Origin of the sequence: Nocardiopsis dassonvillei subsp. dassonvillei DSM 43111 (assembly GCF_000092985.1) — a bacterium.
GTDB lineage: Bacteria > Actinomycetota > Actinomycetes > Streptosporangiales > Streptosporangiaceae > Nocardiopsis > Nocardiopsis dassonvillei.
In genome coordinates this window covers 3,504,906-3,530,284 of record NC_014210.1, presented here as the reverse complement: position 1 = coordinate 3,530,284, position 25,379 = coordinate 3,504,906, and the positions used below count along the sequence as shown (strand labels likewise).

Sequence of the window (25,379 nt, the reverse complement as noted above, 5' to 3'; positions counted from 1 at the left end):
CCGGTGGCCGACAGGGGTCGACGGTGTTCGGACACGGGTGGTGGCCGGACCGCGGCCCGACACCACGATCGCCGTACCCGCGCACCCTCGGCGCGCGCAGGCGTGGGACGGTCGAGCCGGATGATTGGTTGACGTGACAGACCTTGAGACGAATCCCCCAGCGGCCGCTCGCCTCCACAGACCGGATCCCATCCGGTCCTACGTGGCGATCGGCGACAGCATCACCGAGGGGATGGAAGACGACAGCGGCCCAGACGGAGAGTACCGGGGCTTCGCCGACCGACTGGCGGAGCACCTGGCCACGGTGACCCCCGACTTCCGCTACGCCAACCTGGGCGTGCGCGGACGCCGGATGCGCCACATCTTCGGCGAGCAGCTCGACCAGACGCTGGCCTGGAAGCCCGACCTGGTCACCGTCCTGGCCGGGGGCAACGACGTCCTGCGTCCGGGAGGGGACCTCGACCGGCTGGCCGAGCACTTCGAGTGGGGCATCCGCCAGCTGCGCGACGCCGGAATCCGCGTGGTGATTCTGTCCGGCCACGACACCGGGTGGATCCCGGTCCTGCGCTACTACCGCGGCCGCATCGCCGTGTTCAGCATGCACATGCGCGCCGTCGCCGAGCGCACCGGCACCGAGATCGTCGACCTGTGGGCGCTCAACGCCCTGACCGACTCCCGCGCCTGGAGCGAGGACCGCCTGCACCTCAACGGCGCGGGCCACCAGATCGTCGCCGCGCGCGTGGCCGACCTGCTCGGCTTCCCCATGGGCCCGCCCGAGTCCTGGACCGACCCGTGGACCACCCCGCCCCGGCAGCTGCCCCGCATCCTGCGCCGCCGCGAGAACCGCCGCTGGGCCCGCCAGTACCTGGTGCCGTGGCTGCGCCGCCGTGCCATGGGCCGCTCCTCCGGGGACGGCCGCCTGCCCAAGCGCCCCGAGCTGGACTACCTGCACGACGAGGACACCCGGTCCCGGATCGCCAGGAGCATCGAGGAGGGCAAGGCCTGGGAGGGCACCTACAACGGCTTCGACCCCGCCGAGAGCGCGCCCACCAGCAGCCCCTCGGGCACCAAGGGCCCCGACCCCGTGGACTGAGCCGTCCGCCCACGCGCGGCGGCGCCCGCACCGGGGACCCGGTACGGGCGCCGCCGCTTCGGCGCTCAGCTGCGCGACAGGGACTGGATGAGGTCGCTGATGTGCACTACGCCCAGGCACTGGCCGTAGGAGTTGGTGGCGATCAGGTCGTCGTAGACCCGCTCGGTGTCCTGGCCCGCCACCCGCAGCGCCGCCAGCGCCGACATCCACGCCGGAACCGTGCGCGGGGACTCGGCCAGCCGCAGCGCCGGACGCTTGGCGTGCAGGGCGTGCCCGTAGCGGCCCGTCACCGACAGCAGGAACCGCGTCCGGTCCACCACCCCGACCGGGCGGTCCCGGTGGTCGATGAGGATGACGCTGTTCAGCGCCGGGTCCCCGGTGAAGGACTCCAGCACCTGCTCCGCGGTGGCGTCGGAGTCCAGTCCCACGGGCGGCACCATGAACTCGGTGACCCGGGGGCCGGAGTCCTCCTCCCCGCCCTGTCCGGCGCTCGGCTCGGGCACCGGGGTCACCCGCTCGCCGGGCCGCCACGCGCTGTCGGCGAAGAACGGCCCCGTGCCCACACGTATCCCGCAGCGGCGCAGCCGCACCACGTCCTCGACGCTGCCCACGCCCGAGGCCAGCGCGTACACGCCGCTGCCCCGGCCGATCCGAGCCAGGCCCTCCACCACGGTGGCGTGCCGCTGGTCCCCGGCCACACCGGAGACGATCGCCGGGTCGATCCGCATCAGGAACGGCGCTGCCTCCACCACCAGGTCCGGGCGCACCATCGCCGTCCCGAACCCGCACCGGAAACCCGCCGCCCGCAGCCGGGAGACGCCGGACACCACGGTCCTGCGCGCCAGCTCCGCCATGTCCGGGCTGAGCATGAAGGTGATGTCGCGCGGTCGGCGGCCCGCACGGCGCAACAGGCTCTCCACCAGGGGGGCGAACCCCTCCCCGGCCAGGATCCGCGCGGGCAGCGGCAGGACCATCGGCAGCAGGCTCTCGGACACGGCGGTCTCGCGGACCAGGGCCAGGAGCCACTCGGCCACGGCCGCCTCCTCCTGGGGGGTCACCTCCGCGTAGGAGCCCCGCACGGAGGGCGGCGGCGAGGCGGTGACCTCGACGGCCACGACGGTCCCCGAGTCCAGGTCGACGACGGGCTGGTAGCCGGGAGCGCCCGGGGCGCGGCGGGCGACCGCACCCGGCCCGTCCGGATGCGCCGTGGGAGTGTGTTGGGGATGCAGCGCAGTCACAGTTCTCATGGTGACCCCGAATCGGTCCCACCTGAAGACTTGTCCTCGGCTGTTCCCCTCAGCTTCACCGGGGTGTGGGGAGGGCGGTTCGACGGCGTTCACGTCCGGAGGCAATCGCGTACCGACGGTGAGGGACGCTTTCCCGGAAGTGTTCGGACCCGCCCGGCGTACACACGACACCGCCCGCCGGGTTCGTCCCGACGGGCGGTGTCGTGTGCGCCTGCGCGGAGGGGCCGCGTCCGGCGGGGGTCAGGCGCGGCGGAAGACCACCGCGATGTTGTGGCCGCCGAACCCGAAGGACTCGTTGATGGCCGCCACGTCGCCCGCGGGCATGTCCCGGGGCTTGTCGCGGACGATGTCCACGGCCACGCCCGGGTCGAGCTCCTCGATGTTGATGGTCGGCGGGATGCGCCCGTCGTGCAGCGCCAGGATGGTCGCGATCGACTCCACGGCGCCCGCGCCGCCCAGCAGGTGGCCGGTCATGGACTTGGTGGAGGTCACCGCGACGCGGTCGGCGACGGAGTCGCCCAGCGCGGTGCGGATCGCGCGGGTCTCGCCCACGTCCCCGGCCGGGGTGGAGGTGGCGTGCGCGTTGACGTGCACGATGTCCTCGGGGGTGAGGTCGGCGTCGGCCAGGGCCTGGGTGATGGCACGGGCCTGGCCGGTGCCCTCCGGCTCGGGCTGGACGATGTCGTAGGCGTCGTTGGTGTAGCCCACGCCCGAGGCGTGCGCGTACACGCGGGCGCCCCGGCGGGCGGCGTGCTCGGCCGACTCCAGGATGAGGATGCCCGCGCCCTCGCCCATGACGAAGCCGTCGCGGTCCTTGTCCCAGGGGCGGGAGGCGTGCTGCGGGTCGTCGTTGCGCGTGGACAGCGCGCGCATGGACGCGAACGAGGCGATGTTGAGCGGGTGGATCGCGGCCTCGGTGCCGCCCGCGATCACCACGTCGGCGCGCCCGGAGCGGATCATGTCCACACCGTTGGCGATGGCCTCGGCGCTGGAGGCGCAGGCGCTCACCGGCACGTGCGAACCGGCCCGGGCGGTGTACTCCAGGCTGATCGCGGCGGCGGGGCTGTTGGGCATGAGCATGGGCACGGTGAAGGGGGAGACCCGCTTCCAGCCCTTCTCACGGAAGGTGTCGTACTGCTCCAGGATGGTGAGGATGCCACCGATCCCGCTGGAGACCACCACGCCCAGGCGGATCGGGTCCACCTCGGGGGAGCCGGCGTCCTGCCACGCCTCCTGCGCCGCGATCAGCGCGAACTGCTGGGTGCGGTCCAGGCGGCGCAGGCGCGGCCTGGGGAGCTTCTCGGAGGGTTCCTGCGCGATCTGTCCGGCGAAGTGCACCGGGAGCTTCTCGTGCCACTCCTCCGGCAGCATGCTGATGCCGGAGCGGCCGTCGAGGAGCGCGGACCATGTGGTCGCGACGTCACCCCCGAGGGGGGTGGTGGCGCCGAGGCCGGTGACGACGACATCGGTCTTGGACATGATCCGATCGCCCTTCTCGTGGGTCGTTCCCGGCTGCGGGGCCGGGGGCGTTGGCGGATGTGAGGGGAAGCCGGTCGTGACGGCGGGTCGGGCGGCGGGACGGGGTGGGCCCCGCCGCCCCGAACGGCCTACTTCTGGATGAAGTTGATGACGTCCTGGACCGTCTTGAGGTCCTTGAGCTGGTCGTCCGGGATCTCCACGCCGAACTTGTCCTGGGCGGCGACGGCGATCTCCACCATGGACAGCGAGTCGATGTCCAGGTCGTCGACGAAGCTCTTGTCCGGGGTGACCTCGGAGGCCTCGGTCCCGACGATCTCCTCGATGATCTCGCCGAGGCCCTTGAGGATCTCCTGCTCGGTCTGCTGGGCCATGTCGTCTTTCTCCTTGCTCGGTGATTCGTGTCGGCTCGGGGACACCACGTGAGCCGCGGGCTCGCGGGCCCGACCGGCGTGGTGTGACCGCGGGTTCGGGCGGGTGCTCAGGGGATGCGGATCACCTGGGCGGCGTAGACCAGCCCCGCCCCGAAACCCAGGGTGAGTACGGTGCTCCCCGACGGCAGCTCCCCGCGTCCGATCATCCGCGAGAGCGCGAGAGGGATGGACGCGGAGGAGGTGTTGCCAGCGGTGACGATATCGCGGGCCACGAGTGCCTGGGGCGCGCCCAGCTTCTTGGCGATGGCCTCCACGATGCGCAGGTTGGCCTGGTGCGGGACGAAGGCGGTCAGCTCCGAGGGCTCCACACCCGCCCTCTCCATGGCCTCCAGGGCGACCTTGTACAGCTCGGTGGTGGTCCAGCGGAAGACCGCCTGGCCCTCCTGCCAAAGGTACTTGCCCTCGCGCAGGTGGATCTTGGCGGCCCGCTCGCCGGAGGAGCCCCACACGACGGGACCGATGCCCTGCTCCTCGGAGGCGGAGACGATCGCGGCCCCGGCGCCGTCGGCGAAGATCACACAGGTGCCGCGGTCGTCCCAGTCCACCCAGTCGCTGAGCTTCTCCGAGCCGATCACCAGCACGTTGCGGGAGCTGCCGCCGCGGACCATGTCCGCGGCCACGCCCAGGGCGTAGCAGAAGCCCGCGCAGGCGGCGTTGAGGTCGAAGGCGCCCGGGGCGGTGATGCCCAGCTTGGCGGCGACGGTGGCGGCCGTGTTGGGGATCTGGTCCTGCACGGTGCAGGTGGCCACGATCACCAGGTCGATGTCCTCGGGGGACAGGCCGCCGGCGGCCAGGGCCTTGCCGCCCGCCGCCACGGCCATGCTGGTCACGGTGTCCTCGGAGCCCGCGATGCGCCGCTCCCGGATGCCCACGCGGCTCTGGATCCACTCGTCGCTGGTGTCGACGCGCTCTTCGAGGTCGGCGTTGGTCACGACCCGGGAGGGCTGGTACTCGCCGAAGGCGGTGATCGACGCGCCTCCGGGAGCTCTCGGGGAGCTGAACATGGTTAGCCTTCCTGGTCGGTGGCCGCGGGGTTCCCGGCGTGCTCCTTGACGAGGGCGCCGGCGCGGTCGAGGTCGTCGGGGGTCTTGACCGCGAGGAGCTCGACCCCGCGCAGGGCGCGCTTGGCCAGGCCGGTGAGCGTGCCGGCCGGGGTGAGCTCGATCATCGCGGTCACGCCCAGGTCGGCCAGGGTCTGCGTGCACGCGTCCCAGCGGACCGGGGAGGAGACCTGGGTGATGAGGCGCTCCAGGTACTCGGGTCCGCTCTCGACCACGGCGCCGTCGGAGTTGGAGAGCAGGCGCACCGTGGGGTCGGAGGGGGACAGGGGGGCCGCGGCCGCCCGCACCCGCTCCACGGCCGGGGCCATGTGCTCGGTGTGGAAGGCGCCCGCGACCGACAGGGCGCGCAGCCGCGCCCGCTCGGGCGGGTTCTCGGCGAAGGCAGCGAGCTGCGCGGTGGTGCCGGCGGCCACGATCTGGCCGGAACCGTTGTCGTTGGCCGCGGTCAGACCGGCGGCGGCGATCGCCGCCAGCACCTGCTCGCGGTCGCCGCCGAGCACGGCGGTCATACCGGTCTCGGTCCGCGCCGCGGCGTCGGCCATGCCCCGGCCGCGTTCGGCCACCAGGGCCATCGCGTCCTTGGGGGACAGGACACCGGCGATGGCGGCGGCCGTGAACTCACCGACGCTGTGGCCCGCGACGGCGTCCAGCAGGGCGCCCTCGACGGGCAGCGCGGGGGAGGGGGCGGCCAGGGGTCCGAGCACGGCGGAGGCCGCGACGAGGCCGGCCCCGACCAGCAGGGGTTGGGCGACCGCTGTGTCACGGATCTCGTCCGCGTCCGCGGTGGTGCCGTAGCGCACCAGGTCCAGCCCGGCGACCTCGGACCACGCCTCGACCTGCGCGGAGACACCGGGCAGTTCGAGCCACGGGGAGAGGAATCCGGGAACCTGGGCGCCTTGGCCGGGAGCAACGATTACAAGCACGACATCAACCTTGCCCTGTAGGAGATCACCGGTCAGAGGGGGAGGAGCACGAACTTACTCGACACCGTTTGTTGGGACTCCACAAAACGGTGCCGAACGTGCTCCCTCGGACCCGGAACCGGTGGGAGAGGTCACCCTCCGACGGTACGCTGCGCGCGCACCCGGTCACGCCAGCGGTTCGCGCCCGCCGGGGACGCGGGGCGGCCCGCCGGCCGGGTGCCGCGGGATGCGAACCTGGAGAGGTGAACACCGAACCCCACCAGACCCCGGACGACCAGGGCACCGCGGCGGACCCGGAGGGCGCACCCGCCTCCGTGCCCACGGAGCAGGAACGCGTGCGCGCGGAGACCGTGCGCCGCCTGGAGCGCTCCATGGGCGCGCTCGGCACGGCCGCCGTGGCCCGCATGGAACAGCGCCTGGGCTGGTTCCGCCGGATGTCGGCCGAGGACCGCTCGTGGATCGGACTGGTCGCCCAGTCCGGGGTGGCCGCCTTCGTCGACTGGTTCCGCAACCCGGTGCGCGGCCGCCCGGCCATCACCGTCGAGGTCTTCGGCACCGCGCCGCGCGAGCTCACGCGCTCGGTCTCCCTCCAGCAGACCGTCGACATGATCCGCGTGGTCATCGACGTGGTCGAGGGACAGGTGGAGGAGCTGGCCGCCCCCGGCGGAGCCCAGCAGCTGCGCGAGGCCGTGCTGCGCTACACGCGCGAGGTGGCCTTCAGCTCCGCGAAGGTCTACGCGCGCGCCGCCGAGGCGCGTGGCGCGTGGGACGCGCGCCTGGAGGCCCTGATCGTGGACGCCCTGCTGCACGGCGACCAGGAGGACGGCCTCCAGACGTGGGGTTCGGCGCTGAGCTGGTCGCACACCCCGGTCGTCGCGGTGGCCGGGGAGGTCGGCGACGACGACGGCGGCAAGGTCCTGGACGACCTGCGCTCGGCCGCGCGCCGCCTCGGCCACGACGTGCTGGCCGGGATGCAGGGACGTCGCGTGGTCGTGGTGATCGGCGTGGGGGACCGCTACCCGGCGCAGGACCTGCCCGCGGCCGCCGCCGAACCGCTGGCCGGGCTCTTCGGCTCGGGCCCGGTGGTGGTGGGGCCCGCCGTCCCCGACCTGCGGTCCGCGGGGGCCTCGCTGCGCGCCGCGGTCAACGGACTGCGAGCCGCGGTGGCCTGGCCGGACGCGCCGCGCCCGGTCCTCGCCGACGACCTGCTGCCCGAGCGCGCGCTCCAGGGCGAGGCCGAGGCGCGCAGGCAGCTGGTCGAGGAGGTGTACGTGCCCCTGCTGGGCGCGGGGTCGCCCCTGCTGGACACCCTGTCGGTGTACCTGGAGCACGCCTCGTCGCTGGAGGCCACCGCGCGGATGCTGTTCGTGCACCCCAACACGGTCCGCTACCGGCTCAGCCGGATCGCCGAGCTCACCGGGCGCACGCCCTCCGACGGGCGCGGCTCCTTCGTCCTGCGGGTGGCGGTCGCCCTCGGGCGGCTCGCGCGGACCGACGGCGCCTGATCCTCCGGGGGCGGCCGGTTCGGGTGCCTTTGGGGGCGGCCGGTTCCGGTCACGGCCCCGCGGAGGGGAACCCGCCGCGTAACCTGATCGTTGCCTGCCATGTCAGTCCCCTTATGGAAGTTTCACCAGAGCCGGGTATGTCGGTAACTGGTTGTGTACGCCCGGGGACCACATGAAAAGGGATAGCTTTGTGGTGGGCGGGTTGCCGACGGGACCGTTGAGGCTGCGTCATCCTCGGGCGAAGGTCCCCGCACCGCCCCGTCACGACGTTCTTGGGGGGTCAACGCTGTGGTCGAGCGACCGAGGATAGGGTCCCGGCTCTTCCGTCCGATGATCGATTACGTTCTCGCGCCCACTCAGGAGGGTGAGCTGCGCAGACGGGCGCTGTTCTGGCTCCCCGCGCCGCTGCCCGTGCTGGGCGTGGTCTACCTGCTGGTCGGCGGCCAACTGGCCGCCGCGGGGTGGACGATACTGCTGGCCGCCAGCGTGGGCGTCGGAACGATGCTGCTCGCGCTGGTCGTGCAGCCCACGCCCCTCCCCGAGGGGCTGGTGCCGCAGGTCTCCGCGCGCCGCTCGCTGCACCGCTTCCGCCAGTTCACCGGGCTGCGCATCACGCTGGCCCTGGTCCCGGTGGTGATCGGCGCTGCCGCGTCGGTGATCGGCGGGGGCCTGTACCCGCTGTTCGCCGCGCTGGCTCTGGCCTGGCCGCAGCTGCTGCTGGCCCTGCCCACCTTCTTCACCATCACCAGGGCGCGCCGGGCCATGGAGGCGTGGGGAACCACCGCCTACCTGTGGCACGCGCTGTCGCGCCCGGCGAGGGTGACCTGGCCGGTCCTCACCCCCGCGGCGCGCAACTGGCGCGCCTGGCGGGCCGAGAACGCCCGGCAGGACCGGCGCAAGTCGGAGGAGGAGAAGGCCTGGAAGGAGGCCGTGCGCGAGGAGAGCGAGCAGGCGGGCGGCACCGCCGCCGACCCGGCAGCCACGGAGCGCACCCGGCCCATCCGGCCGGTGGACCAGGAGGCCACCGACGTGCTCCCGCACCTGGAGTCCGGGCGCCCGAAGGCGTCCCCCGACGCCGACGGGGAGAAGCCGACCGAGGTCCTGCCGCACCTGGGCGCCGCGTCGGGGGACGGGGAGTCCGGCAGGGAGGTCCGGCCGACCCGGGCGATGCCCCACCTGGACGGGGACGCCGAGGCCGGGGACGGCGGGGAGGACGGCGCCAGGGTGGAGGCCGCCCCCGCCCGCACGCCCCGCGGCACGGTGAACCGGGCCCGCCACATCCTGGAGCAGGGCAGCGGCGCCCTCGGGCTCTCGGTGCGCAGGCCGCGGCGCGGCGCCCAGTCCAGCCGGCGCCCCACGCCCAACAAGCCCTGACCTGACAGGCCCCGCCCGGGGGCGCCGCCGGCCGTTCCCGGCCCGCGGCGCTCCCGGCGGCGTTTCGCGCCCGCTCCGCTGGCGGGGGCCGCGCGCCGGTGCGGTGCTTCGTCAGAGGTCCGCGGTCATGCGCACGTCGGGCAGCGCGTCGCCCCCGCCCTGGGCGCAGTGGTACCAGGAGGCCCTGGCCGCGCGCCCGTCGAAGTCCACCTGGCCCAGGGTGTTGCCGAAGTAGGGGGCCGACCCCAGGTCCCAGCGCAGATCGGGCTCGGGTACCCCCGCCAGCCGCGTCAGCAGCCACCCGATCGCGCGCAGCGGGCGGCTCACCGACAGCCGGACCATGCGGCGCATGCTCGTCGGGGCCTGGTTGCACAGCGGGGAGGAGACCAGCTGGGTCACCCGGCTCGCGCCGCCCCCGCGGTGGCGGGCGCGCGCCAGGTAGGAGAAGTGCACGTCCCCGCCCAGGAACAGCACGGTGGCCGGGGCCGGGCCCCGTTCGCCCCGCGAGAGTTCGCCCACGGTGTCGGACAGTCGGCGGAAGGAGTACTGGAAGGCGGCCCAGTGCTCCAGGTCGATGTCCTGGCGCAGCCGCTCGGCGGGCCCCGCCAGCCACCGCCCCCAGGCGCCCGCGCACACCGCCTCGTTCCAGGCCTCCAACCGGTGCACGGCCGGGGGCAGCAGCACCGGGACGGTCGAGGCGACCACGACGTGGTCCGGCCCGCCGGTCAGGTGCCCGTCCAGCCAGTCGTGGCCCTGGGGCCCCAGGATCGACCTGGACCCGTCGGAGGGGTCGCCCTCGCCCAGGGCGCGGGAGCAGCGGGTGTCGGCCATCACGAGCCGGACACCGCCGAAGTCGTGGTGGTGCCCCCACTGGTAGCTCGACGGCTCGCTGTGGGCCTGCCAGGCGAAGGCGTCGACCAGGTCCTCGGCGTCGCCGTCGGCGTCGCGCACCCGCTTCCACAGCAGGTCGCCCTCCCTCTCCTGCTCGGAGAGGTTGCCCAGGTGCTGGTACACCCAGTAGGAGCCCAGACCGCTGGTGATGCGCCTGCGCCACCAGGGCTGGCGGTCCATGGCGCGCCGCCAGGCGGCCGAGGTGTTCCAGTCGTCGCGGACGTCGTGGTCGTCGAAGACCATCAGGGTCGGCACGGTGGACAGCAGCCACCGCACCTGCGGGTCGCTCCAGGCCTGCCGGTACAGCTCGGCGTACTCGTCGTAGTACACGACCTCGTCGTCGGGGTCGTCGCGGGCGCCCCCGCGGACGCGACGCTCGCGCAGGAACGCGAGCATCGACTCCTGCACCTCGTCGGCGTAGACCTGGTCGCCGATGAGCAGCAGCGCCAGGTTGCCCCCGACCGGTTCGCGGGCCAGCCGCCGGGCCGTGGCGCGCAGCATGTCGGGGCCGTAGCGGACCACGCCCTCGGGAGTGTCGTGGGTGGGCGTGTGGCAGGACCCGTACAGCAGCCGCGTGGGCGCCTCCGGGTCCACGGTGCGCACGGTGCTGGGCGGGAAGGGGCTGTCCGGCTCCGGCCAGACCCGGTCCTCGTCCAGGAACACCTCGTAGGGCAGGCGGGAGCCCGGGACCAGCCCCGCGACCGTGCAGACGGCGTAGTGGTGGCCGTGCACGGTGAAGGTCCGGGCGGTCGCCTCGGCGGCGCCGCCGACCACGACACGCACCGCGCAGGGGGCGTCCGTCTCCACCCACACTGTGGCGGTGGTCTCCCCCGGGTGCCTGAGCAGGGGCCCCAGAAGTAAAGAAGCAGTCACCGTTTCGCCTCCTTTCGACCAGGTTCGCACATGTGGGGGACGAGTATGGCCCCTCACCGGGCCGAGCGCCATCCACAGCCGGGAGCCGGATGGTTGCACGAGCGCCGCGCCTGCGCGAAGGTGGCGCTATGAGGACACAGATCCTGGAGCTGCACACCGGTGGATCGGAGAGCGTCACCGACATCACCCGCCAGTGCGGCGACTTCGTCGCCGGGGCCGGAGGGGACGGACTGCTCAACGTCTTCGTCCCGCACGCCACGGCGGGTGTGGCGATCATCGAACTCGGGGCGGGGTCCGACGACGACCTCCTCGCCTCCCTGGCCGACCTGCTGCCCGCCGACGACCGGTGGCGGCACAAGCACGGCTCGCGGGGTCACGGCAGGTCGCACGTGATGCCCGCCTTCGTCGCACCCCAGACCACCGTCCCCGTCGTCGGCGGCCGACTCGAACTCGGCACGTGGCAGTCCATCGCCGTGGTGGACCTCAACGTGGACAACCCCGACCGCAGGGTGCGCCTGTCCTACCTCTCGTCCTGACGGGCAAGGTTTGGCAGCGCGTTGACGGAACATGCCGCTAGCGTGTGAACTAGGCCATCAGCGATGGTCAGCGGACCCACGTGTCGGGCGCGCAAACAGCCCGGCGTCGTTGTGACAACTGCTTCGTGCAGGCAAGATTGAGAAAAACCATCTGTGGAGGAGAACTTTCGTGAGCGCGACCGCGGGCCAGGCACAGAGCGAACGCGGCTTGGCTGACCGACTCGGATTCAAGCCGGGTCAGGTGGTGCAGGAATTCGGCTTCGACGACGACGTCGACGAGAACCTGCGCGCATCCATCACCGAACTCACCGGTGAGGAGCTGGTCGACGAGGACTACGACGGCGACGTCGACGCGGCACTGCTGTGGTGGCGGTCCGACGAGGAGGAGGACCTCACCGACGCGCTGATGGACACGGTGACCACCATCGCCGACGGCGGGACCATCCTGGTGCTCACGCCCAAGGCGGGCCGTGACCTGCACGTGTCGCCCAACGAGGTCGCCGAGGCCGCGACGACGTCGGGCCTCTCCCAGACCAGCGCAGTCAGCATCGGCGCGGACTGGTCGGGTACGCGGCTGGTCGTTCCCAAGCGGTGACGGACACCACCCGCCAAGGGTGAGGCATCCGGTGCCGCGCGTCCCCGAGGCGGGCGCGCGGCGCTGAGGAGTGCTCGCCGACGAAAGGGATCCATGACCGCCCCCGTGGGCGCCCCCGCGCCCGACTTCACCCTCCAGGACCAGTACGGCCAGGACACCTCCCCGGTGTCGGGCCGCCCCGTCCTGCTGGTCTTCTACCCGCTGGCCTTCTCGGGCGTGTGCTCGGGGGAGCTCGCCGAGCTGAGCGCGCGCCACCCCGAGTTCGCCGATCTCGGCGCCGAGGTCATGGCGGTGTCGGTGGACTCCGTCTTCGCCCTGCGCACGTGGTCCGACCGGGAGGGCTTCCCGTTCCCCCTGCTGTCGGACTTCTGGCCGCACGGCGGCGTGGCCCGGGCCTACGGGGTGTTCGACCCCGAGCGGGGCACCGCGCGGCGGGGGACCTTCCTGATCGACGCCGGGGGAGTCGTGCGCTGGTCCATCGTCACCGGGTTCTCCGAACCGCGTGACGTGGACGAGTACCTGCGGCAGCTGCGCGAGCTGGTCTGAAACCCGGGCGCGGTGATTCCGGCGAAGCGGTATGATCTCGTCCGACGCACGGGCGCGTAGCTCAGTTGGTTAGAGCAATTGCCTTACAAGCAATAGGTCAGGGGTTCGAGTCCCTTCGCGCCCACGGACTCGGGACGACCCGGCGAGGCGGCCGAAGGCCCCCGAGCAGGGTCGTCCTTCGTGTTTCCCGGGGGGAGACCCCCCGCCCCCCGAGGCACCCCCTGCGGTCGGGGGCGCGTCGATCGGTGAGGCGGGCGGGGCACTCCCTCACAACGCGGGGCTTCGCCCCGGGGGTTGTAGTTGGGTTGCCCAGGGTCCACGTGGCGCGGGCCGCTGCTCGCCGGTCTTCGACCGGCTCGCCGCGGCCCGCGATGCTTTCCGGGGGAGGCCCCCGGACCCCCCGAAGTACCCCTTGTGGCCGGGGCCGCGGTGATCGGGGAGGCCGATAGGATGCTCTCCCGCAACGCGAGGCTCCGACTCGGAGGCCGTGGCCGGTTCGCCCGGGGGCCACTCGACTTCGGGACGACCCTGCTCGGGGGTTCAGCGCCGCAGCGTCAGCACTGCGGGCCGGTAGGGCAGGAGGCCGTAGTCGCCGCCGGAGCCGGGGGAGCGCCCCTGGTAGAGGAACCGCATGTCGCAGGCGTCGACGGTCATGGTCTGGTCGGGGTTGGTGCGGATGAGCTCACCGTGACTGATGTCGTTGGTCCAGGTGGCGCCGCTGTTGGCCCGACCCGCGAAGGGGTTGCCCTCGGTCGCGGCCTGGGGTGTCCACGTGCCGTCCAGACTGGTGGCCGTGAACGAGCGGAAGTAGCGGTGCCCCTGCGCGCCGATGGCCTCGACGATCATGAGGTACCGGTTCTCGCCCTCGACCCTGTAGACCTGAACCGCTTCGAACAGGTTGTTGGTGCTGTCGGACATGACGACCGTCGAGGTCGAGCCGAAGCTGCCCGGGAAGTCGCCGATGGGCATGCCGGCCCGGTAGATGCGGCCGTTGTCCCCGGCGAAGAACAGGTACATGTGCGTGCTGTCGCCGATGAGCGCCTGGTCGATGGGCCCCGTGGAGGAGTCACCGATGCTTCCGGAGAAGAGCGTCTGCGGAGCCGACCAACTGTTCACGTTGACGGGGTTGGTCGATGTCCGGTAGGAGAAGGCGGGACCGGCCCACTGGTAGGCGAGCACCCAGACGTCCCTGGGGGCGAAGTAGAAGAGCGTCGGCGCGACGGCTGAGAAGGGCATCGGGTTCTGGCTGGCCGAGCCCATCTGGGACCAGTCCGAGAAGAGGCCGAAGTTCATCGAGCCCCATGACGTCCCGGTGTCGTGGGTCGTCGCGTAGACGAGGTGCTGGCCGTTGTAGGGGGCGTGGGTGAAGTCCTTGAGCGAGGCCCACCCCGGCCTCGGCTGCGCCAGCGGCCCGGTCGACGTCCAGGTGTAACTCGACGGAAGGGCGCACGTTTCGCCCGGTCCCGCGCCGTCGACGCGGACGAGCCGCCACTGCTGGTTGCCGCCGCCCCAGTCGTCGTACTGCACGACGTTGGCACCGTCCGCGGTCGAGGCGCCCTGGACCTCCACGGCCTTGCCGCTGTGCCGGTTGACCAGACGGATGTGGCCGCCGGGCGAGTCCTCCAGCCGGAACTGCTGGTTGGCCTGGTCGTGGTCGGTCCACTGGACGATACCGCCGCCGTTGGCGGTCGACCAGTTGTGGACGTCCAGCACCCTGCCCGAATGCCGTGACCGCAACCGGTAGTAACCGTTGCCGGAGTCGACGAACCGCCACTGCTGCTGGTACTGGTCGTTCCGTGTCCACTGGGTGATCCGCGCGCCGTCACCGGTGGCCAGGTTGTACACGTCCAACGCCTTGCCGCTGTCGCGGTTCACCAGCACGTACCACGCGTTGGTGTCCACCGTCGCCGCCGCGGCGGGCGTCGGCACCGTCACGGCACCGGCACCACCGACGACCAGGGCCATCAGGACGACGACGAGGACCCGCAGTAACCACCCTCGCGGTCGGGAGGGCGGCGAGATCGAAGACCTGCTCAACGTAGACATCGTTCTTCCTCCAAGGACCTGGAGTCGCACTATCCGCACGAGGGGGTACACCACGAGTCCTGGACCTTCATCTGGGATGTTAGCGTTAACATTTTTTCGAGTGTCCTGGCGCACGCTTGAACCAGGATCCGGTGTGCAAGGCCTGCCCGGAAAGCCGGAGGGCGTCGTTGGCCTTGCCGTTGAATCTGAGCGAGAACACTCCGGAAGTCAAGCCGTGGTTTTCATAAAATTTCCGGAACCGGGGAGTCCACCGGTCGGGGCATGGTGAAGCCCCTGATGGGGCCCGCCCGGACCACGGGTGCGGTGGAACCGCGTACGGGCCTGCGGGGCTCCGTTCGCCTGGGGGCTCAACCTGCTCACCTGTGTCTGAATTGACTGAAAGTGTCCGTTTCTTCGGCTCGTCGTCTCCGAATACCGGGCGGCGGTCCGGCGTCGGCTGGGCATGGCCTTCCTGTCCCGTGACGTCGCCGGTGAGGCGCACCAACCGGTTGCATACTTCGAGGGACTCGATCCCATTTTTTTCGCCGCTGCGAGTAAGTCCGCAGTTCACAAGCCTGTAATGCTGTGGCAACACTTGTCCCTCTTGCAAGCGTTTGCATTAACCCCCTTGACATGGAAAGCGCTTTCTCTAATGTGAGTTGGGACACCCCAGTGCTCATCCCTACTGGAAAGGCAAGCGGTGAGAAGAACAACCACCCGTCGACTCCTGTCGACGTTGGCCGCCTCGGCGGTGGTGGCGGCCGGTCTGGCCCTGCCGATGTCCTCGGCGGCCGCGCAGACCGGTAGCGCCACGGGTTACGCGACCCAGAACGGCGGGACCACCGGCGGCGCGGGCGGACAGACGGTACGGGCCACGACCGGAACCCAGATCCACGAGGCCCTGTGCAACCGGGCCAGCGCCAGCACCCCGATCATCATCGAGGTCCAGGGGACCATCAACCACGGCAACACCTCCAAGGTGTCGGGCGACAGCTGCGACACCGCCGACGACGTGATCGAGCTCAAGAACATCAGCAACGTCACGATCGTCGGCACCGGCAGCGGGGCCGTGTTCGACCAGTTGGGCATCCACATCCGTGAGTCCAGCAACATCATCATCCAGAACGTCACCGTCCGGAACGTCAAGAAGTCCGGCTCGCCCACGTCCAACGGCGGCGACGCCATCGGCATGGAGAACGGCGTCCGCAACGTCTGGGTGGACCACGTCACCCTGGAGGCGTCGGGCGGGGAGTCGGAGGGCTACGACGGCCTCTTCGACATGAAGAACAACACCCAGTACGTCACCCTCTCCTACAGCATCCTGCGCAACTCCGGCCGCGGCGGCCTGGTCGGATCCAGCGAGAGCGACCGCTCGAACGGCTACGTCACCTACCACCACAACCGGTTCGAGAACCTGGACTCGCGCGCGCCCCTGCTGCGCGGTGGCATAGGCCACATGTACAGCAACCACTACACCCAGATCCACGAGTCCGGCATCAACTCCCGTGCCGGCGCCAGAGCGAAGGTGGAGAACAACTACTTCGAGGACTCCAAGGACGTCCTGGGCACCTTCTACACCGACGAGAGGGGCACCTGGGAGGTCGGCGGCAACATCTTCGACAACGTCACCTGGTCCAGCCCGGGCGACGACAACTACCCCGCCGGGCCCAACCCCCAGTCCACCACGTCGGTGAGCATCCCCTACTCCTACGAACTCGACGACGCCGGGTGCGTGCCGGGGATGCTGGGCCAGATCGCGGGCGCGAACAAGGGCAACCAGGTCTCGGACGGCAACTGCGAGGCGGAGAACCCGCCGGACCCGGACCCGACCGACCCGCCGGACCCGGACCCGACCGACCCCCCGGACCCGGACCCGACCGACCCGCCCGAGGGCACCAACCTCAGCGCCGGGGCCGGAGCCGACGGCTCCGGCAAGGCCAGCGGGACCAGCTACGGCAACGTCGTCGACGGCGACATGGGCACCTACTGGTCGCCGAGCGGCTCGACCGGCCGCATCTCGGTCAAGTGGGGCTCCGACACCACGGTGTCCACGATCAACATCCGCGAGGCGGCCGGGGCCGAGGGCAACATCGGCTCCTGGCGGGTCGTCGACCACAACACCGGTGACGTCCTGGCCACCGGGAGCGGAGCGGGCGTCATCGACTTCGAACCGACGACGCTGCGCAAGATCAACTTCGAGATCACCGGCTCGAACGGCACGCCGCGCGTCGCCGAGTTCGAGACCTACGCCGGATAGCGGCCCACCCGTGACCGATCCGGCCGGGAGACCCTGAGCCGACCGGACACCGGCCGGTCCGCCCGATCCGTTCGGGCGGACCGGCCGTCGCATGCCAGGGCGTGTGCCGCCGGGCGGAGACGGCGAACCGGCTGACGCGGAGCCCGCGCGTGTGCGACCGTGGCCGGTGGGCCGGACTCCACGCGGCACGGGCGCACCGGCCCGTCCGGCCGCCCGGAGGGGAGCGCGCATGCGCGTGTACTACGACACCGAGTTCGTCGACCGGGGGTCGGAGCACCCCCTGGTCCTGGTCAGCATCGGCATGGTGGCCGAGGACGGCCGCGAGCTGTACGCGGTCAGCTCCGAGTTCGACCAGGACCTCGTGCGCTCGGACCCGTGGCTGTCCGAGCACGTCTGGCCGCAGCTGCCCCTGCGCGGCGGACCGGAGGGCGCCGTCCTGGACACCGGCCATCCGCACGTGCGCACCCGCGGGGAGATCGCGCGCATGGTGCACGAGTTCCTGCGCGACACCCCCGAACCGCAGCTGTGGGCGTGGTACGGCTCCTACGACCACGTGCTGCTGTGCCAGCTGTGGGGAACGCCCCGGGAGACGCCGCGCGAGGTGCCCTTCCTCACCCACGACCTCAAACAGGAGGCGGTCCGGCTCGGGGACCCGAGGCTTCCGCCCCAGAAGTCGGGGCTGCACCACGCCCTCGCCGACGCCCGGCACCTGATGCGGCGCGCGCGGTGGCTGCGGGAGCACTCCTGACCCGCGCCTCTCCTGCCGAGGGCCTTCCCGGGGCCGGGCCAGCGGTAGGCGGGCCCCCGATGACCGCCCGGGCCCCGGGGCGGTCCGCGCCCGTGTCCGGATACCCGGGGCATCGGGATTTCCCAAGTATCCGGGTGCCCTGGGCATCCCACCGTAGGATGGGTGGACGCCGAAGCGAGGGGAAGCACGATGGTCCGGCTCACCAGGGCGCAGCGCCAGGCCCGCAACCGGGCGCGCGTGCTGTCCGCGGCCGGGGACGAGTTCGCCGAGCACGGTTTCCGCGACGCCAAGGTCGACCGTATCGCCGAACGGGTCGACCTCACCCGGGGCGCCGTCTACTCCAACTTCCCCGGCAAGCGCGCCCTGTACCTGTCGGTGCTGGCCGACGCCGCCGAGCGTTCCGCCGACGCCGCCCGGCCCGAACCCGGGCACAGCGCCCGCACGGCGCTGGGCGCGCTCGCCCGCGCCTGGGCCTCCCGGCTCCCCACCATCGGCGAGTCCTCGCTGACCGGGACCGCGCTTCCGCCCGAGGTCCTCTCCGACGAGCCCGTCCGGAGCGCCTTCGCCCAGCTCATGCGGTTGAACGCGCTCCTGCTCGGCCTGTCCTTGGAGGCGTTGGCGCCCCCGTCCGTCCCCGGCGGACGCCGGGTGCGCGTGGCCGGGACCGTGCTCACTACCCTGTACGGGACCGGCCAGCTGGTCGGTGTCGCGCCCGGCTTCGCGGACCCCTTCGCGGTGGTGCGCGCCTGCGAGCGCCTGGCCGACCTGGACCTGGAGGACTCCTGGCCGCCGCCCCACCTGGAGCACGTGCGCCAGGCAGTGCCCGCCGACGAGGAGTGGTCACCGCCGGAGGCCTTCGACGCGGTCCGCAGGCGCGCCGTGTCCCTGGCCGGGGACGGGATCGTGGCGATCCTGGGCACGCACCGCCTCGAAGCGGCGGAGGAGGCGCTGCGCTCCGCGCCCGCGGGCTCCCCCGTGACCGCCGTGGTGGTCACGGGGGACCCCGACGAGCTGACCCCGCTCGCGCGGCTGGCCGTGGCCGACCTGTGCGGCTGCCTGCGCCAGGCCTTCCCCGAGAGGGCCTGGCCGCGCCTGCGCGTGGTGTTCGACCCCTCCGGTGAGATCGCCGCGGCCGCGGGCGTGCCCGTGGTCAGCGACGCCACCGAGAGCGCCGTCCGCGTCGTCGGCGGTCGGATCACGGCCCGCTCCGACGCCCGCGGCGCGGGCCACGCCGTCGCCGCGCTCCTCGGCGCGCGGGCGGACCGCCGGTAGACGGCCCCCGGCCAGGGGCCCAATCGGCCGCCCCCGAACGGCGCCCCGCGAACCGGCAGGCCCGCACCGGGGGGGCTCGTCCCCGGACGCCTGCCCAGCGGTTCCGGCCGATCCGGTGGCTCCGGAGTTCACGGGGGCCGTGGTGGCCGACCGGTTCAGGAGGGTCCCGCCCCCGGTCCCTCCCCCGTGTCCGGGTCCTGCGCTGGAGACCGTCCTCCCAGGGCGCGCAGCACCCGCGCACCCTCCGGCCCCGCGCCCGAGGCGCGGGCCCGCGCCGCCTCGGCCGGGCCGAACCCCGCCACCGTCCAGGCCGCGACCTCCTCACGGGGCACGCCCGCGTCCCACCACGCGCACATGAGTGCCAGCGCGTCGCGGCCGTCCCCGGCCAGCGCCGCGCCCTCCCGCGGGGAGAACCCGATCGCCCGGTACACCCGGGCCTGCGCGGGGTCCACCCCCGCGCGGGCCCACGGCACGGCGTCGGCGCCGTCCCAGCCCGTGTCCAGGTAGGCGCGCGCGGTCGCCGCGGGTACCCCCGCCGACAGCAGGGCGTCCAGGGTCTGGGCCTGCTCCTCGCTCAGGTCCAGCCCGGGGGCCCGCCGCACCGGCAGCAGGGCCCGCAGCAGCCGCCGGGGCCGGGGGCGCTCGCCCGCCAGGTGCCGTTCGGCCGCCTCGGCGGGGGAGTAGCCCAGTTCGTGCCAGCGCACGGCGTCCTTCGGGGTCATCCCCGCGCGGAGCATGGGCCGGACCGTGTACGGGGTCATCCCGGCCGCGCGCCACTCCAGGGCGGGGCCGGGCCGGTACACGCCGCTGCCGCGCCAGCGCTCGGCGGAGTCCAGCACGAACCCGGCGTCGATCCAGCGGCGGGCGTCCGCCACGGTGAAACCGCGCGCGGTCCACAGGTGCAGGTCCTCGGGTCCGGGTTCGTGGTCGTCGAACGCGACGTTCACGGTCTCCTCCATCCGTCGGGGCCCTCGGCGGGGCCCGGGTTCGTGGGCGGCGCCGTGCCGTGGCCACCGGCGCCGGTCCGTTCGTGTCGGGGGTCGGCGGGCAGGGGTACCACGTGCGCCCAGTCCGGCGGTGGCGGCGGCGCGGCCGGGCCGCCGACCAGTCCGACCGCGACCGGTACCGCCGGAGGCCGGTCCGGCCAGGGCGTGTGCCCGTCGGTGAGCACCAGCAGCAGGTCCGGACGGGGACGCGCCGCCACCGCCGCCGCGATCCCCTCGCGCAGGTCGGTGCCCCCGCCCCCGACCAGCCGGATCTCCTCGGCCCGGCGCACCGTCTGCACGGGGTGGGCGCGCAGGTCGCAGCAGACCACCCGCAGCCGTCGGCCGGGGCCGCAGACCCGGGCGAGCACGGCGGAGGTCTCGGTCAGGAACACCTCCAGCACCGGGTCCGGAACGCTGCCGGAGGTGTCCACCACCACGGCCACCTCCGGCGCCGGGGCGACCATGGACGGCAGCACCGCCGTCCCGCCGCGGACCCGCGGCCCGGGGCGGCGCGAGGGGCGCCGGTAGGAGAAGTCCGTCCGGCCCGCGGCCCGGTGCGCGCCCCGCCGCACGACCGCGCCCAGCCGGGCCCGCCAGTCCACCGACGGGCGCAGCCGCTCCCGCGCCCACCGCAGCCACCCGCCCGGGACCCCGGTCCGCGCGGCGGCCCGCGCGGTGATCTCCCTGGCCAGAGCCAGCTCCAGCAGGTCCCGCTCCAGGCCGTCCAGGCCGCCGGAGGCCCCCGCCGACGCCGTCGTTCCCCGCGTCCCGTGGACGGCGCCGCCGCAGTCCACCGGGTCGGCGACGCTCCGCCCGCCCCGGGAGTGGGCCTCCTCCAGTACCTCGATCAGCGACACGTACTCCTCGGCCAACCGGCCCTCCGGCAGGCCCAGCGCGCGCGGCGAGAGCACCCCGTCCGGGACGGTCAGCCCGTCGGCCTCCAGGTCGTCGTTGACCTCGGCGTCCGCGGCCCGGTTCCACAGGCGCGCGTCCCGCCCGGAGTCCCCGCTTCCGCCGGAAGCCGGACCGAAGTCCCGCCCGGACCCCGGCGCCGCCCTCCCCGCGACGGCCCCCTCGGAGTCCGGGGAGCGTTCGGCGTGGCGGCGGACCAGGTGTCCGATCCCGTGCAGCAGCCACCAGCCCAGCTCCTCCACCGGGGTCGCGGCCACCGTGCCGGGGTCCAGGTGCACGTTCCACCGGGTGTCGGCGGGCAGTGCCCGAAAGTCCGGGTCGGCCACCGGCTCGCCGCCCTCCTCGTCCAGGCGCGGCTCCAGGACGACCGGGGTGAGCGCGAACAGCGCGTGCGCCAGGTACGGGGCGCGCGCTGCCGCCCACAGCCGCGCCGACGCGAACCGTTCCAGGGTCGGGGCCCGCCTATCCCGCGCGTTCACGGCAGCATCCCCGCCGAACGCAGGGCCGGGGCCAGGTCGAGCAGGGCCCGGGGTGTGGCCGCGCCCTCCGGCCGTCCGGCGGCCAGGGTGCGTGCGGCGGTCGCCGCCACGTCCGGGACGGTCCGCGCCACCCGGGCCACGACCTCCCAGGACCGCTCCCAGACCTCGACGCCCCCGTCGGCGACCACGTGTGCGGCCAGTGCGCCGAGCAGGGCGTACAACCGGTCCGCGCGGTCGGGCAGCGCCGCGGAGGGGTCGGCGAGCAGTTCCTCGGGGGAGGGCAGGTCCAGGGTGCGCAGCCACGACAGCGCCTCGAAACCCGCGGCCTCGCCCACCGCCCCGACCACCAGGGCGGCCACGGCCTCCTGCGTGCCGGGGTTGGCCCGGCCCGCCGCGAGGGCCACCGCCGCCATCTCCCAGCTGCGCGGGCTCGGCCAGCCGCGTCCGGAGCGCTCGGGGGAGTCGGGGACCGACAGCACGAGTCCGGGGCGCACCCGCAGGAACGCGCCCACGGTCGCCCGGGCGGCGGCCACGCGCGCGGGGCCCGGCGGCTCGGGTCGGTGCGGCTCGGAGGCGAAGCCGTGGACGAACCCCTCGGCCACGTCGGCGGCGCCGACCTCCCAGTCCAGGTGGACGAGCCGGTTGGCCAGGGGTGCGGACAGCTCCCAGCCGTCGGCGGCCAGACCGGGCGGGTTGGCCGCGGCGACCACGCGCACCCCCTCGGGCAGGGCGAGGTCTCCCACGGCGCGTTCGAGCACCACGCGCAGCATGGCCGCCTGGACCGCCGGGGGCGCGGTGGTCAGCTCGTCGAGGAAGAGCAGGCCCGAGCCCCGCGCGGCCAGGCGCTCGGCCCAGCGCGGGGGAGCGAACCAGGTGCCGTCCTCGCGGACGACGGGCAGCCCGGAGAAGTCGCTGGGTTCGCGGATGGAGCCCACCACCACCTCCACGGGCAGCTCCAGCGCGCGGCCCAGCGCCGTCACCGCGGAGGTCTTGCCGGTCCCCGGCGCGCCCCACAACAGGACGGGCAGGTCGGCGCGGACGGCGAGGGCGAGCGCCGTGCGGACGGCGGAGTGGGACGTCATCTGGTCCTCCTGGGGTGTGCGGGCAGGGCGGAGCGGCGCGTGGCGCGCGTCCCCGCCGGTGGCGAAGGTGTGCTCCCTCCATGAGTCAACGTAGGTTGACCCACGGAAAAAGTCAATCGAAGTTGACGAGAGGGTGGTGCGATGGGATGGCGGGTCGCGCCCCGCCCTCCGGGTGCGGGTGCGAGGCGGTCCTGCTTTGCGGCCCGTCCCGGCAGGGGTTACCGTGAGAATCCGGATGTTGAGATCATCTGGCCTCGGGGGCGACCCCGCCGAACCGCCCGGGCGCTGCCCGCGTGAGGAGAACGTTTCTAGTGACACGCACCGGTGCCAGTGGGCCCCTGCTCAAGTGCTCGTTCTGCGGAAAGGACCAGGGCCAGGTCCGCCGCCTCATCGCAGGGCCCGGTCACATCTGCATCTGCGACGAGTGCGTCGGCCTGTGCAACGAGATCATGGAAGAGGAGGAGGGCGTCCTCCCCTCGGAGGCCGACTGGGACTCGTTGCCCAAGCCCCGTGAGATCTACGAGTTCCTGGACTCGTACGTGATCGGTCAGGAGCAGGCCAAGAAGGCGTTGTCGGTGGCGGTGTACAACCACTACAAGCGGGTGCGTTCGGAGGGGGATCGTCCGGGCGAGGAGGATGTGGAGATCGCCAAGTCCAACATCTTGCTGTTGGGGCCGACGGGGTCGGGCAAGACGTTGTTGGCGCAGACTCTGGCGCGGATTCTGAACGTGCCGTTCGCGATCGCGGACGCGACGGCGCTGACGGAGGCGGGGTATGTGGGGGAGGATGTGGAGAACATCCTGCTCAAGTTGATCCAGGCGGCTGACTATGACGTGAAGAAGGCCGAGACGGGGATCATCTACATCGACGAGGTCGACAAGGTCGCGCGTAAGAGCGAGAATCCCTCGATCACTCGGGATGTGTCGGGTGAGGGGGTGCAGCAGGCGTTGTTGAAGATCTTGGAGGGGACGACGGCGAGTGTGCCTCCGCAGGGGGGTCGGAAGCATCCGCATCAGGAGTTCATTCAGATCGACACGACGAATGTGTTGTTCATCTGTGGTGGTGCGTTCGCGGGGTTGGAGAAGTTGATTGAGTCGCGGACGGGTCAGCAGGGGATGGGGTTCAACGCGGTGTTGCGTCCCAAGGGTGAGCTGGGTGGTTCGGCGTTGTTCGGTGAGGTGATGCCGGAGGATCTGTTGAAGTTCGGGATGATTCCGGAGTTCGTGGGTCGGTTGCCGGTGATCACGAGTGTGCATGATCTGGATCGTGAGGCGTTGATTCGGATTTTGACGGAGCCGCGGAACGCGTTGGTGAAGCAGTATCAGCGGTTGTTCGAGTTGGATGGTGTGGAGTTGGAGTTCACGCCGGATGCTTTGAACGCGATTGCTGAGCAGGGGATTATTCGGGGTACGGGTGCGCGTGGTTTGCGGGCGATTATCGAGGAGGTGTTGTTGTCGGTGATGTATGAGGTGCCTTCTCGTGAGGATGTGGGGCAGGTGATCATTACGCGGGAGACCGTGATCGACAACGTCAACCCCACCATCGTTCCCCGCATCCGCTCCGACCGGGACGGCGAACGCCGCGACCGCTCTGCCTGACCCGGGGCCAGGACCGGCCCCTCGGCCCGGCCCCGGGTAAAGACCGGCCCCGCCACGGGACACGCGGCTGCCGCGACCCCCTCGCCCGAGCCCGCGGTGTGAGACTGCCGGGGGAGGTGGGCACATGGACGACGCGACAGTCCCGGCCGCCGAGGCCACGCAGCTGTTCGAGGAACTGGTCAGGTCCGTGCACGGGTGCGCCCCGATCGAGGTCCTCGAAGCCGCCGGCCGCTACGGCGAGCGGATCGGACTCAGCGGCATCTGCGTGTACCTGGTCGACCTGCAACAGCGACTCCTCGTCCCGCTGCTCGGCGGCCGGGCGCTCAAGGTCGACTCCAGCGTGGCGGGGGAGGCCTACCGCTCCGAGACGTTGCGGCTGGTCGAGGGCGGCGACGGCGAGCTGGGCCTGTGGCTGCCCCTGCGCGACGGCGCCGACCGCATGGGGGTCGTGCACATCAGCGCTCCCGTGCTCGACGAGTCCACCCTGCGCCGCTGCCACGCGCTCGCCTCGCTGCTGGCCCTGGTCGTGACCTCCAAACGCGCCTACAGCGACACCTACGTCCGCCACACCCGCACCCAGGCGATGGACCTGCGCACCGAGATGCTGCGGGCCTTCCTGCCGCCCCGCACCCTGGGCACCTCGCGGGGTGTGTCCACCGCCGTCCTCGAACCCGCCTACCGTCTGGGCGGCGACGCCTTCGACCACTCGATCACCAAGGAGACCCTGCACGCCGCCATCCTCGACGCAATGGGGCACGACCTGGCCTCCGGACTGACCGCGTCCGTGGCCATGGCCGGGATCCGCAACGCCCGGCGCAACGGCGCCGACCTCGCCGAACTCACCGACAGCGTGGAGGGCGCGCTCACCTCCTGGCTCCCCGACCGCTTCTGCACCGCCGTCTTCACCTCCCTGGACCTGTCCACCGGGGAGTTCGCCTGGGTCAACTGCGCCCACCCCGCACCCCTGCTCCTGCGGCGCGGACTCCTGCTGGAGGACGCACTGGAGCGGACCCCCGAGGTGCCGCTCGGACTCGGCGGTGTGCTCGGCGAGGCCGAACCGCGCACCGTGCACCGGGTCCTGCTCGAACCCGGCGACCGGATCCTGCTCTACACCGACGGGGTGACCGAGGCGCACGACAGCCAGGGGCGGATGTTCGGCCTCGAACGGTTCGCCGACTTCATCATCCGCGCCACCGCCGCCGACGAACCCGCCCCGGAGACGCTGCGGCGCCTGGTCCACGCCATCCACGACCACCAGCGCGGCAGCTTCACCGACGACGCCACCATCATGCTGCTGGAGTGGCGCCCCGACGGCGGGGTGATGCCCCGGGTCGAGGGCTGCTGACCTCCCCGGCCCCGAGTCCCGCCCCGTGTCCGTGGCTCGGGGGGACACGTCACCGCTCCGCGCCGGGGCCGGGTCACCACGGGCCTGACCCGTCACGTCCCTCCCCTGCTCCCAGTGCCCC

At 72.6% G+C, this 25,379-nt stretch carries 21 protein-coding genes and 1 tRNA gene; 12 read left to right on the top strand and 10 right to left on the bottom strand.

Going from position 1 to position 25,379, the window contains the following annotated elements; genetic code table 11:
* Positions 1-202 precede the first annotated feature (202 nt).
* A complete protein-coding gene (locus NDAS_RS14565; protein ID WP_041552783.1) occupies positions 203-1,093 on the top strand; it encodes an SGNH/GDSL hydrolase family protein in 891 nt (296 codons plus the stop codon).
* Between the two features lie 65 nt (positions 1,094-1,158).
* On the opposite strand, the gene NDAS_RS14560 is transcribed toward NDAS_RS14565, so the two are convergent.
* From NDAS_RS14560 to NDAS_RS14540, 5 genes are all read right to left on the bottom strand, one after another.
* Complete coding sequence (locus tag NDAS_RS14560; RefSeq protein WP_013153970.1) at positions 1,159-2,340, bottom strand: EAL domain-containing protein; 1,182 nt, start codon at positions 2,338-2,340, stop codon at positions 1,159-1,161.
* 240 nt (positions 2,341-2,580) lie between these two features.
* Positions 2,581-3,819, bottom strand: a complete 1,239-nt coding sequence (gene fabF, locus NDAS_RS14555; RefSeq protein WP_013153969.1) for a beta-ketoacyl-ACP synthase II — start codon at positions 3,817-3,819, stop codon at positions 2,581-2,583.
* Between the two features lie 128 nt (positions 3,820-3,947).
* Complete coding sequence (locus NDAS_RS14550; protein WP_013153968.1) at positions 3,948-4,190, bottom strand: acyl carrier protein; 243 nt, start codon at positions 4,188-4,190, stop codon at positions 3,948-3,950.
* Positions 4,191-4,297: 107 nt separating this feature from the next.
* The gene (locus NDAS_RS14545; protein ID WP_013153967.1) at positions 4,298-5,254 is read right to left on the bottom strand and encodes a beta-ketoacyl-ACP synthase III; all 957 of its coding nucleotides are present in this window, start codon (positions 5,252-5,254) and stop codon (positions 4,298-4,300) included.
* A gap of 2 nt (positions 5,255-5,256) precedes the next feature.
* Positions 5,257-6,234: an ACP S-malonyltransferase gene (locus tag NDAS_RS14540; protein WP_013153966.1), complete on the bottom strand. Its 978-nt coding sequence runs from the start codon at positions 6,232-6,234 to the stop codon at positions 5,257-5,259.
* Between the two features lie 242 nt (positions 6,235-6,476).
* On the opposite strand from NDAS_RS14540, the gene NDAS_RS14535 reads away from it, so the two are divergent.
* On the top strand, positions 6,477-7,739 hold the full coding sequence (locus NDAS_RS14535; RefSeq protein ID WP_013153965.1) for a PucR family transcriptional regulator: 1,263 nt from the start codon (positions 6,477-6,479) through the stop codon (positions 7,737-7,739).
* A gap of 330 nt (positions 7,740-8,069) precedes the next feature.
* Positions 8,070-9,113 (top strand): MFS transporter, encoded by a 1,044-nt coding sequence (locus NDAS_RS14530; RefSeq protein WP_013153964.1) that lies wholly within the window; start codon positions 8,070-8,072, stop codon positions 9,111-9,113.
* Between the two features lie 111 nt (positions 9,114-9,224).
* Here NDAS_RS14530 and NDAS_RS14525 read toward each other — a convergent pair whose 3' ends face one another.
* Positions 9,225-10,877, bottom strand: a complete 1,653-nt coding sequence (locus NDAS_RS14525) for an alkaline phosphatase D family protein (protein ID WP_013153963.1) — start codon at positions 10,875-10,877, stop codon at positions 9,225-9,227.
* 128 nt (positions 10,878-11,005) lie between these two features.
* Here NDAS_RS14525 and NDAS_RS14520 point away from each other — a divergent pair, with 128 nt between their 5' ends.
* The 4 genes from NDAS_RS14520 to NDAS_RS14505 all read left to right on the top strand — a co-directional run bounded on the left by NDAS_RS14520 (position 11,006) and on the right by NDAS_RS14505 (position 12,678).
* Positions 11,006-11,413, top strand: coding sequence for a YjbQ family protein (locus NDAS_RS14520; RefSeq protein ID WP_013153962.1), 408 nt, complete (start codon positions 11,006-11,008; stop codon positions 11,411-11,413).
* Between the two features lie 169 nt (positions 11,414-11,582).
* Positions 11,583-12,008, top strand: coding sequence for a DUF3052 domain-containing protein (locus NDAS_RS14515; protein WP_013153961.1), 426 nt, complete (start codon positions 11,583-11,585; stop codon positions 12,006-12,008).
* A gap of 93 nt (positions 12,009-12,101) precedes the next feature.
* Positions 12,102-12,554, top strand: coding sequence for a peroxiredoxin (locus NDAS_RS14510; RefSeq protein WP_013153960.1), 453 nt, complete (start codon positions 12,102-12,104; stop codon positions 12,552-12,554).
* Between the two features lie 50 nt (positions 12,555-12,604).
* Positions 12,605-12,678, top strand: a tRNA-Val gene (locus NDAS_RS14505).
* A gap of 416 nt (positions 12,679-13,094) precedes the next feature.
* Here NDAS_RS14505 and NDAS_RS14500 read toward each other — a convergent pair.
* Positions 13,095-14,519 carry a non-reducing end alpha-L-arabinofuranosidase family hydrolase gene (locus NDAS_RS14500; protein ID WP_013153959.1) on the bottom strand — a complete coding sequence of 475 codons (1,425 nt, stop codon included), beginning with the start codon at positions 14,517-14,519 and terminating at the stop codon, positions 13,095-13,097.
* Between the two features lie 760 nt (positions 14,520-15,279).
* Here NDAS_RS14500 and NDAS_RS14495 point away from each other — a divergent pair.
* The 3 genes from NDAS_RS14495 (at position 15,280) to NDAS_RS14485 (ending at position 18,856) form a co-directional block, all read left to right on the top strand.
* Positions 15,280-16,836: a pectate lyase family protein gene (locus NDAS_RS14495; RefSeq protein ID WP_041552781.1), complete on the top strand. Its 1,557-nt coding sequence runs from the start codon at positions 15,280-15,282 to the stop codon at positions 16,834-16,836.
* A gap of 229 nt (positions 16,837-17,065) precedes the next feature.
* Positions 17,066-17,584, top strand: a complete 519-nt coding sequence (locus tag NDAS_RS14490) for a 3'-5' exoribonuclease (RefSeq protein WP_013153957.1) — start codon at positions 17,066-17,068, stop codon at positions 17,582-17,584.
* Positions 17,585-17,773: 189 nt separating this feature from the next.
* The gene (locus NDAS_RS14485; RefSeq protein WP_013153956.1) at positions 17,774-18,856 is read left to right on the top strand and encodes a TetR/AcrR family transcriptional regulator; all 1,083 of its coding nucleotides are present in this window, start codon (positions 17,774-17,776) and stop codon (positions 18,854-18,856) included.
* A 155-nt stretch (positions 18,857-19,011) separates the two neighbouring features.
* Here the strand turns inward: NDAS_RS14485 and NDAS_RS14480 are convergent, their stop codons facing one another.
* The 3 genes from NDAS_RS14480 to NDAS_RS14470 are packed head-to-tail and all read right to left on the bottom strand — an operon-like array spanning position 19,012 to position 22,315.
* On the bottom strand, positions 19,012-19,815 hold the full coding sequence (locus NDAS_RS14480; protein ID WP_013153955.1) for a hypothetical protein: 804 nt from the start codon (positions 19,813-19,815) through the stop codon (positions 19,012-19,014).
* Complete coding sequence (locus NDAS_RS14475) at positions 19,800-21,233, bottom strand: vWA domain-containing protein (protein WP_013153954.1); 1,434 nt, start codon at positions 21,231-21,233, stop codon at positions 19,800-19,802. The genes NDAS_RS14480 and NDAS_RS14475 overlap by 16 nt, the downstream gene beginning before the upstream one ends.
* A complete protein-coding gene (locus NDAS_RS14470; protein ID WP_013153953.1) occupies positions 21,230-22,315 on the bottom strand; it encodes an AAA family ATPase in 1,086 nt (361 codons plus the stop codon). Before NDAS_RS14470 ends, NDAS_RS14475 begins: the two co-directional genes overlap by 4 nt.
* 311 nt (positions 22,316-22,626) lie before the next feature.
* On the opposite strand from NDAS_RS14470, the gene clpX reads away from it, so the two are divergent.
* Together clpX and NDAS_RS14460 are read left to right on the top strand one after the other, a co-directional pair.
* Positions 22,627-23,913, top strand: coding sequence for an ATP-dependent Clp protease ATP-binding subunit ClpX (gene clpX, locus NDAS_RS14465; protein ID WP_013153952.1), 1,287 nt, complete (start codon positions 22,627-22,629; stop codon positions 23,911-23,913).
* A 124-nt stretch (positions 23,914-24,037) separates the two neighbouring features.
* Positions 24,038-25,258, top strand: a complete 1,221-nt coding sequence (locus NDAS_RS14460) for a PP2C family protein-serine/threonine phosphatase (RefSeq protein WP_013153951.1) — start codon at positions 24,038-24,040, stop codon at positions 25,256-25,258.
* The last annotated feature ends 121 nt before the right edge of the window (positions 25,259-25,379 follow it).

Bases quoted from the DNA above. Each gene is read 5' to 3' on its own strand.
- NDAS_RS14485 (WP_013153956.1), top strand. From the start codon at position 17,774: ATGGTCCGGCTCACCAGGGCGCAGCGCCAGGCCCGCAACCGGGCGCGC.
- NDAS_RS14560 (WP_013153970.1), bottom strand. From the start codon at position 2,340: ATGAGAACTGTGACTGCGCTGCATCCCCAACACACTCCCACGGCGCAT.
- NDAS_RS14510 (WP_013153960.1), top strand. From the start codon at position 12,102: ATGACCGCCCCCGTGGGCGCCCCCGCGCCCGACTTCACCCTCCAGGAC.
- fabF (WP_013153969.1), bottom strand. From the start codon at position 3,819: ATGTCCAAGACCGATGTCGTCGTCACCGGCCTCGGCGCCACCACCCCC.
- NDAS_RS14530 (WP_013153964.1), top strand. From the start codon at position 8,070: ATGATCGATTACGTTCTCGCGCCCACTCAGGAGGGTGAGCTGCGCAGA.
- NDAS_RS14470 (WP_013153953.1), bottom strand. From the start codon at position 22,315: ATGACGTCCCACTCCGCCGTCCGCACGGCGCTCGCCCTCGCCGTCCGC.
- NDAS_RS14490 (WP_013153957.1), top strand. From the start codon at position 17,066: ATGCGCGTGTACTACGACACCGAGTTCGTCGACCGGGGGTCGGAGCAC.
- NDAS_RS14545 (WP_013153967.1), bottom strand. From the start codon at position 5,254: ATGTTCAGCTCCCCGAGAGCTCCCGGAGGCGCGTCGATCACCGCCTTC.
- NDAS_RS14520 (WP_013153962.1), top strand. From the start codon at position 11,006: ATGAGGACACAGATCCTGGAGCTGCACACCGGTGGATCGGAGAGCGTC.
- NDAS_RS14550 (WP_013153968.1), bottom strand. From the start codon at position 4,190: ATGGCCCAGCAGACCGAGCAGGAGATCCTCAAGGGCCTCGGCGAGATC.
- NDAS_RS14480 (WP_013153955.1), bottom strand. From the start codon at position 19,815: ATGGAGGAGACCGTGAACGTCGCGTTCGACGACCACGAACCCGGACCC.
- NDAS_RS14460 (WP_013153951.1), top strand. From the start codon at position 24,038: ATGGACGACGCGACAGTCCCGGCCGCCGAGGCCACGCAGCTGTTCGAG.
- NDAS_RS14500 (WP_013153959.1), bottom strand. From the start codon at position 14,519: ATGGCCCTGGTCGTCGGTGGTGCCGGTGCCGTGACGGTGCCGACGCCC.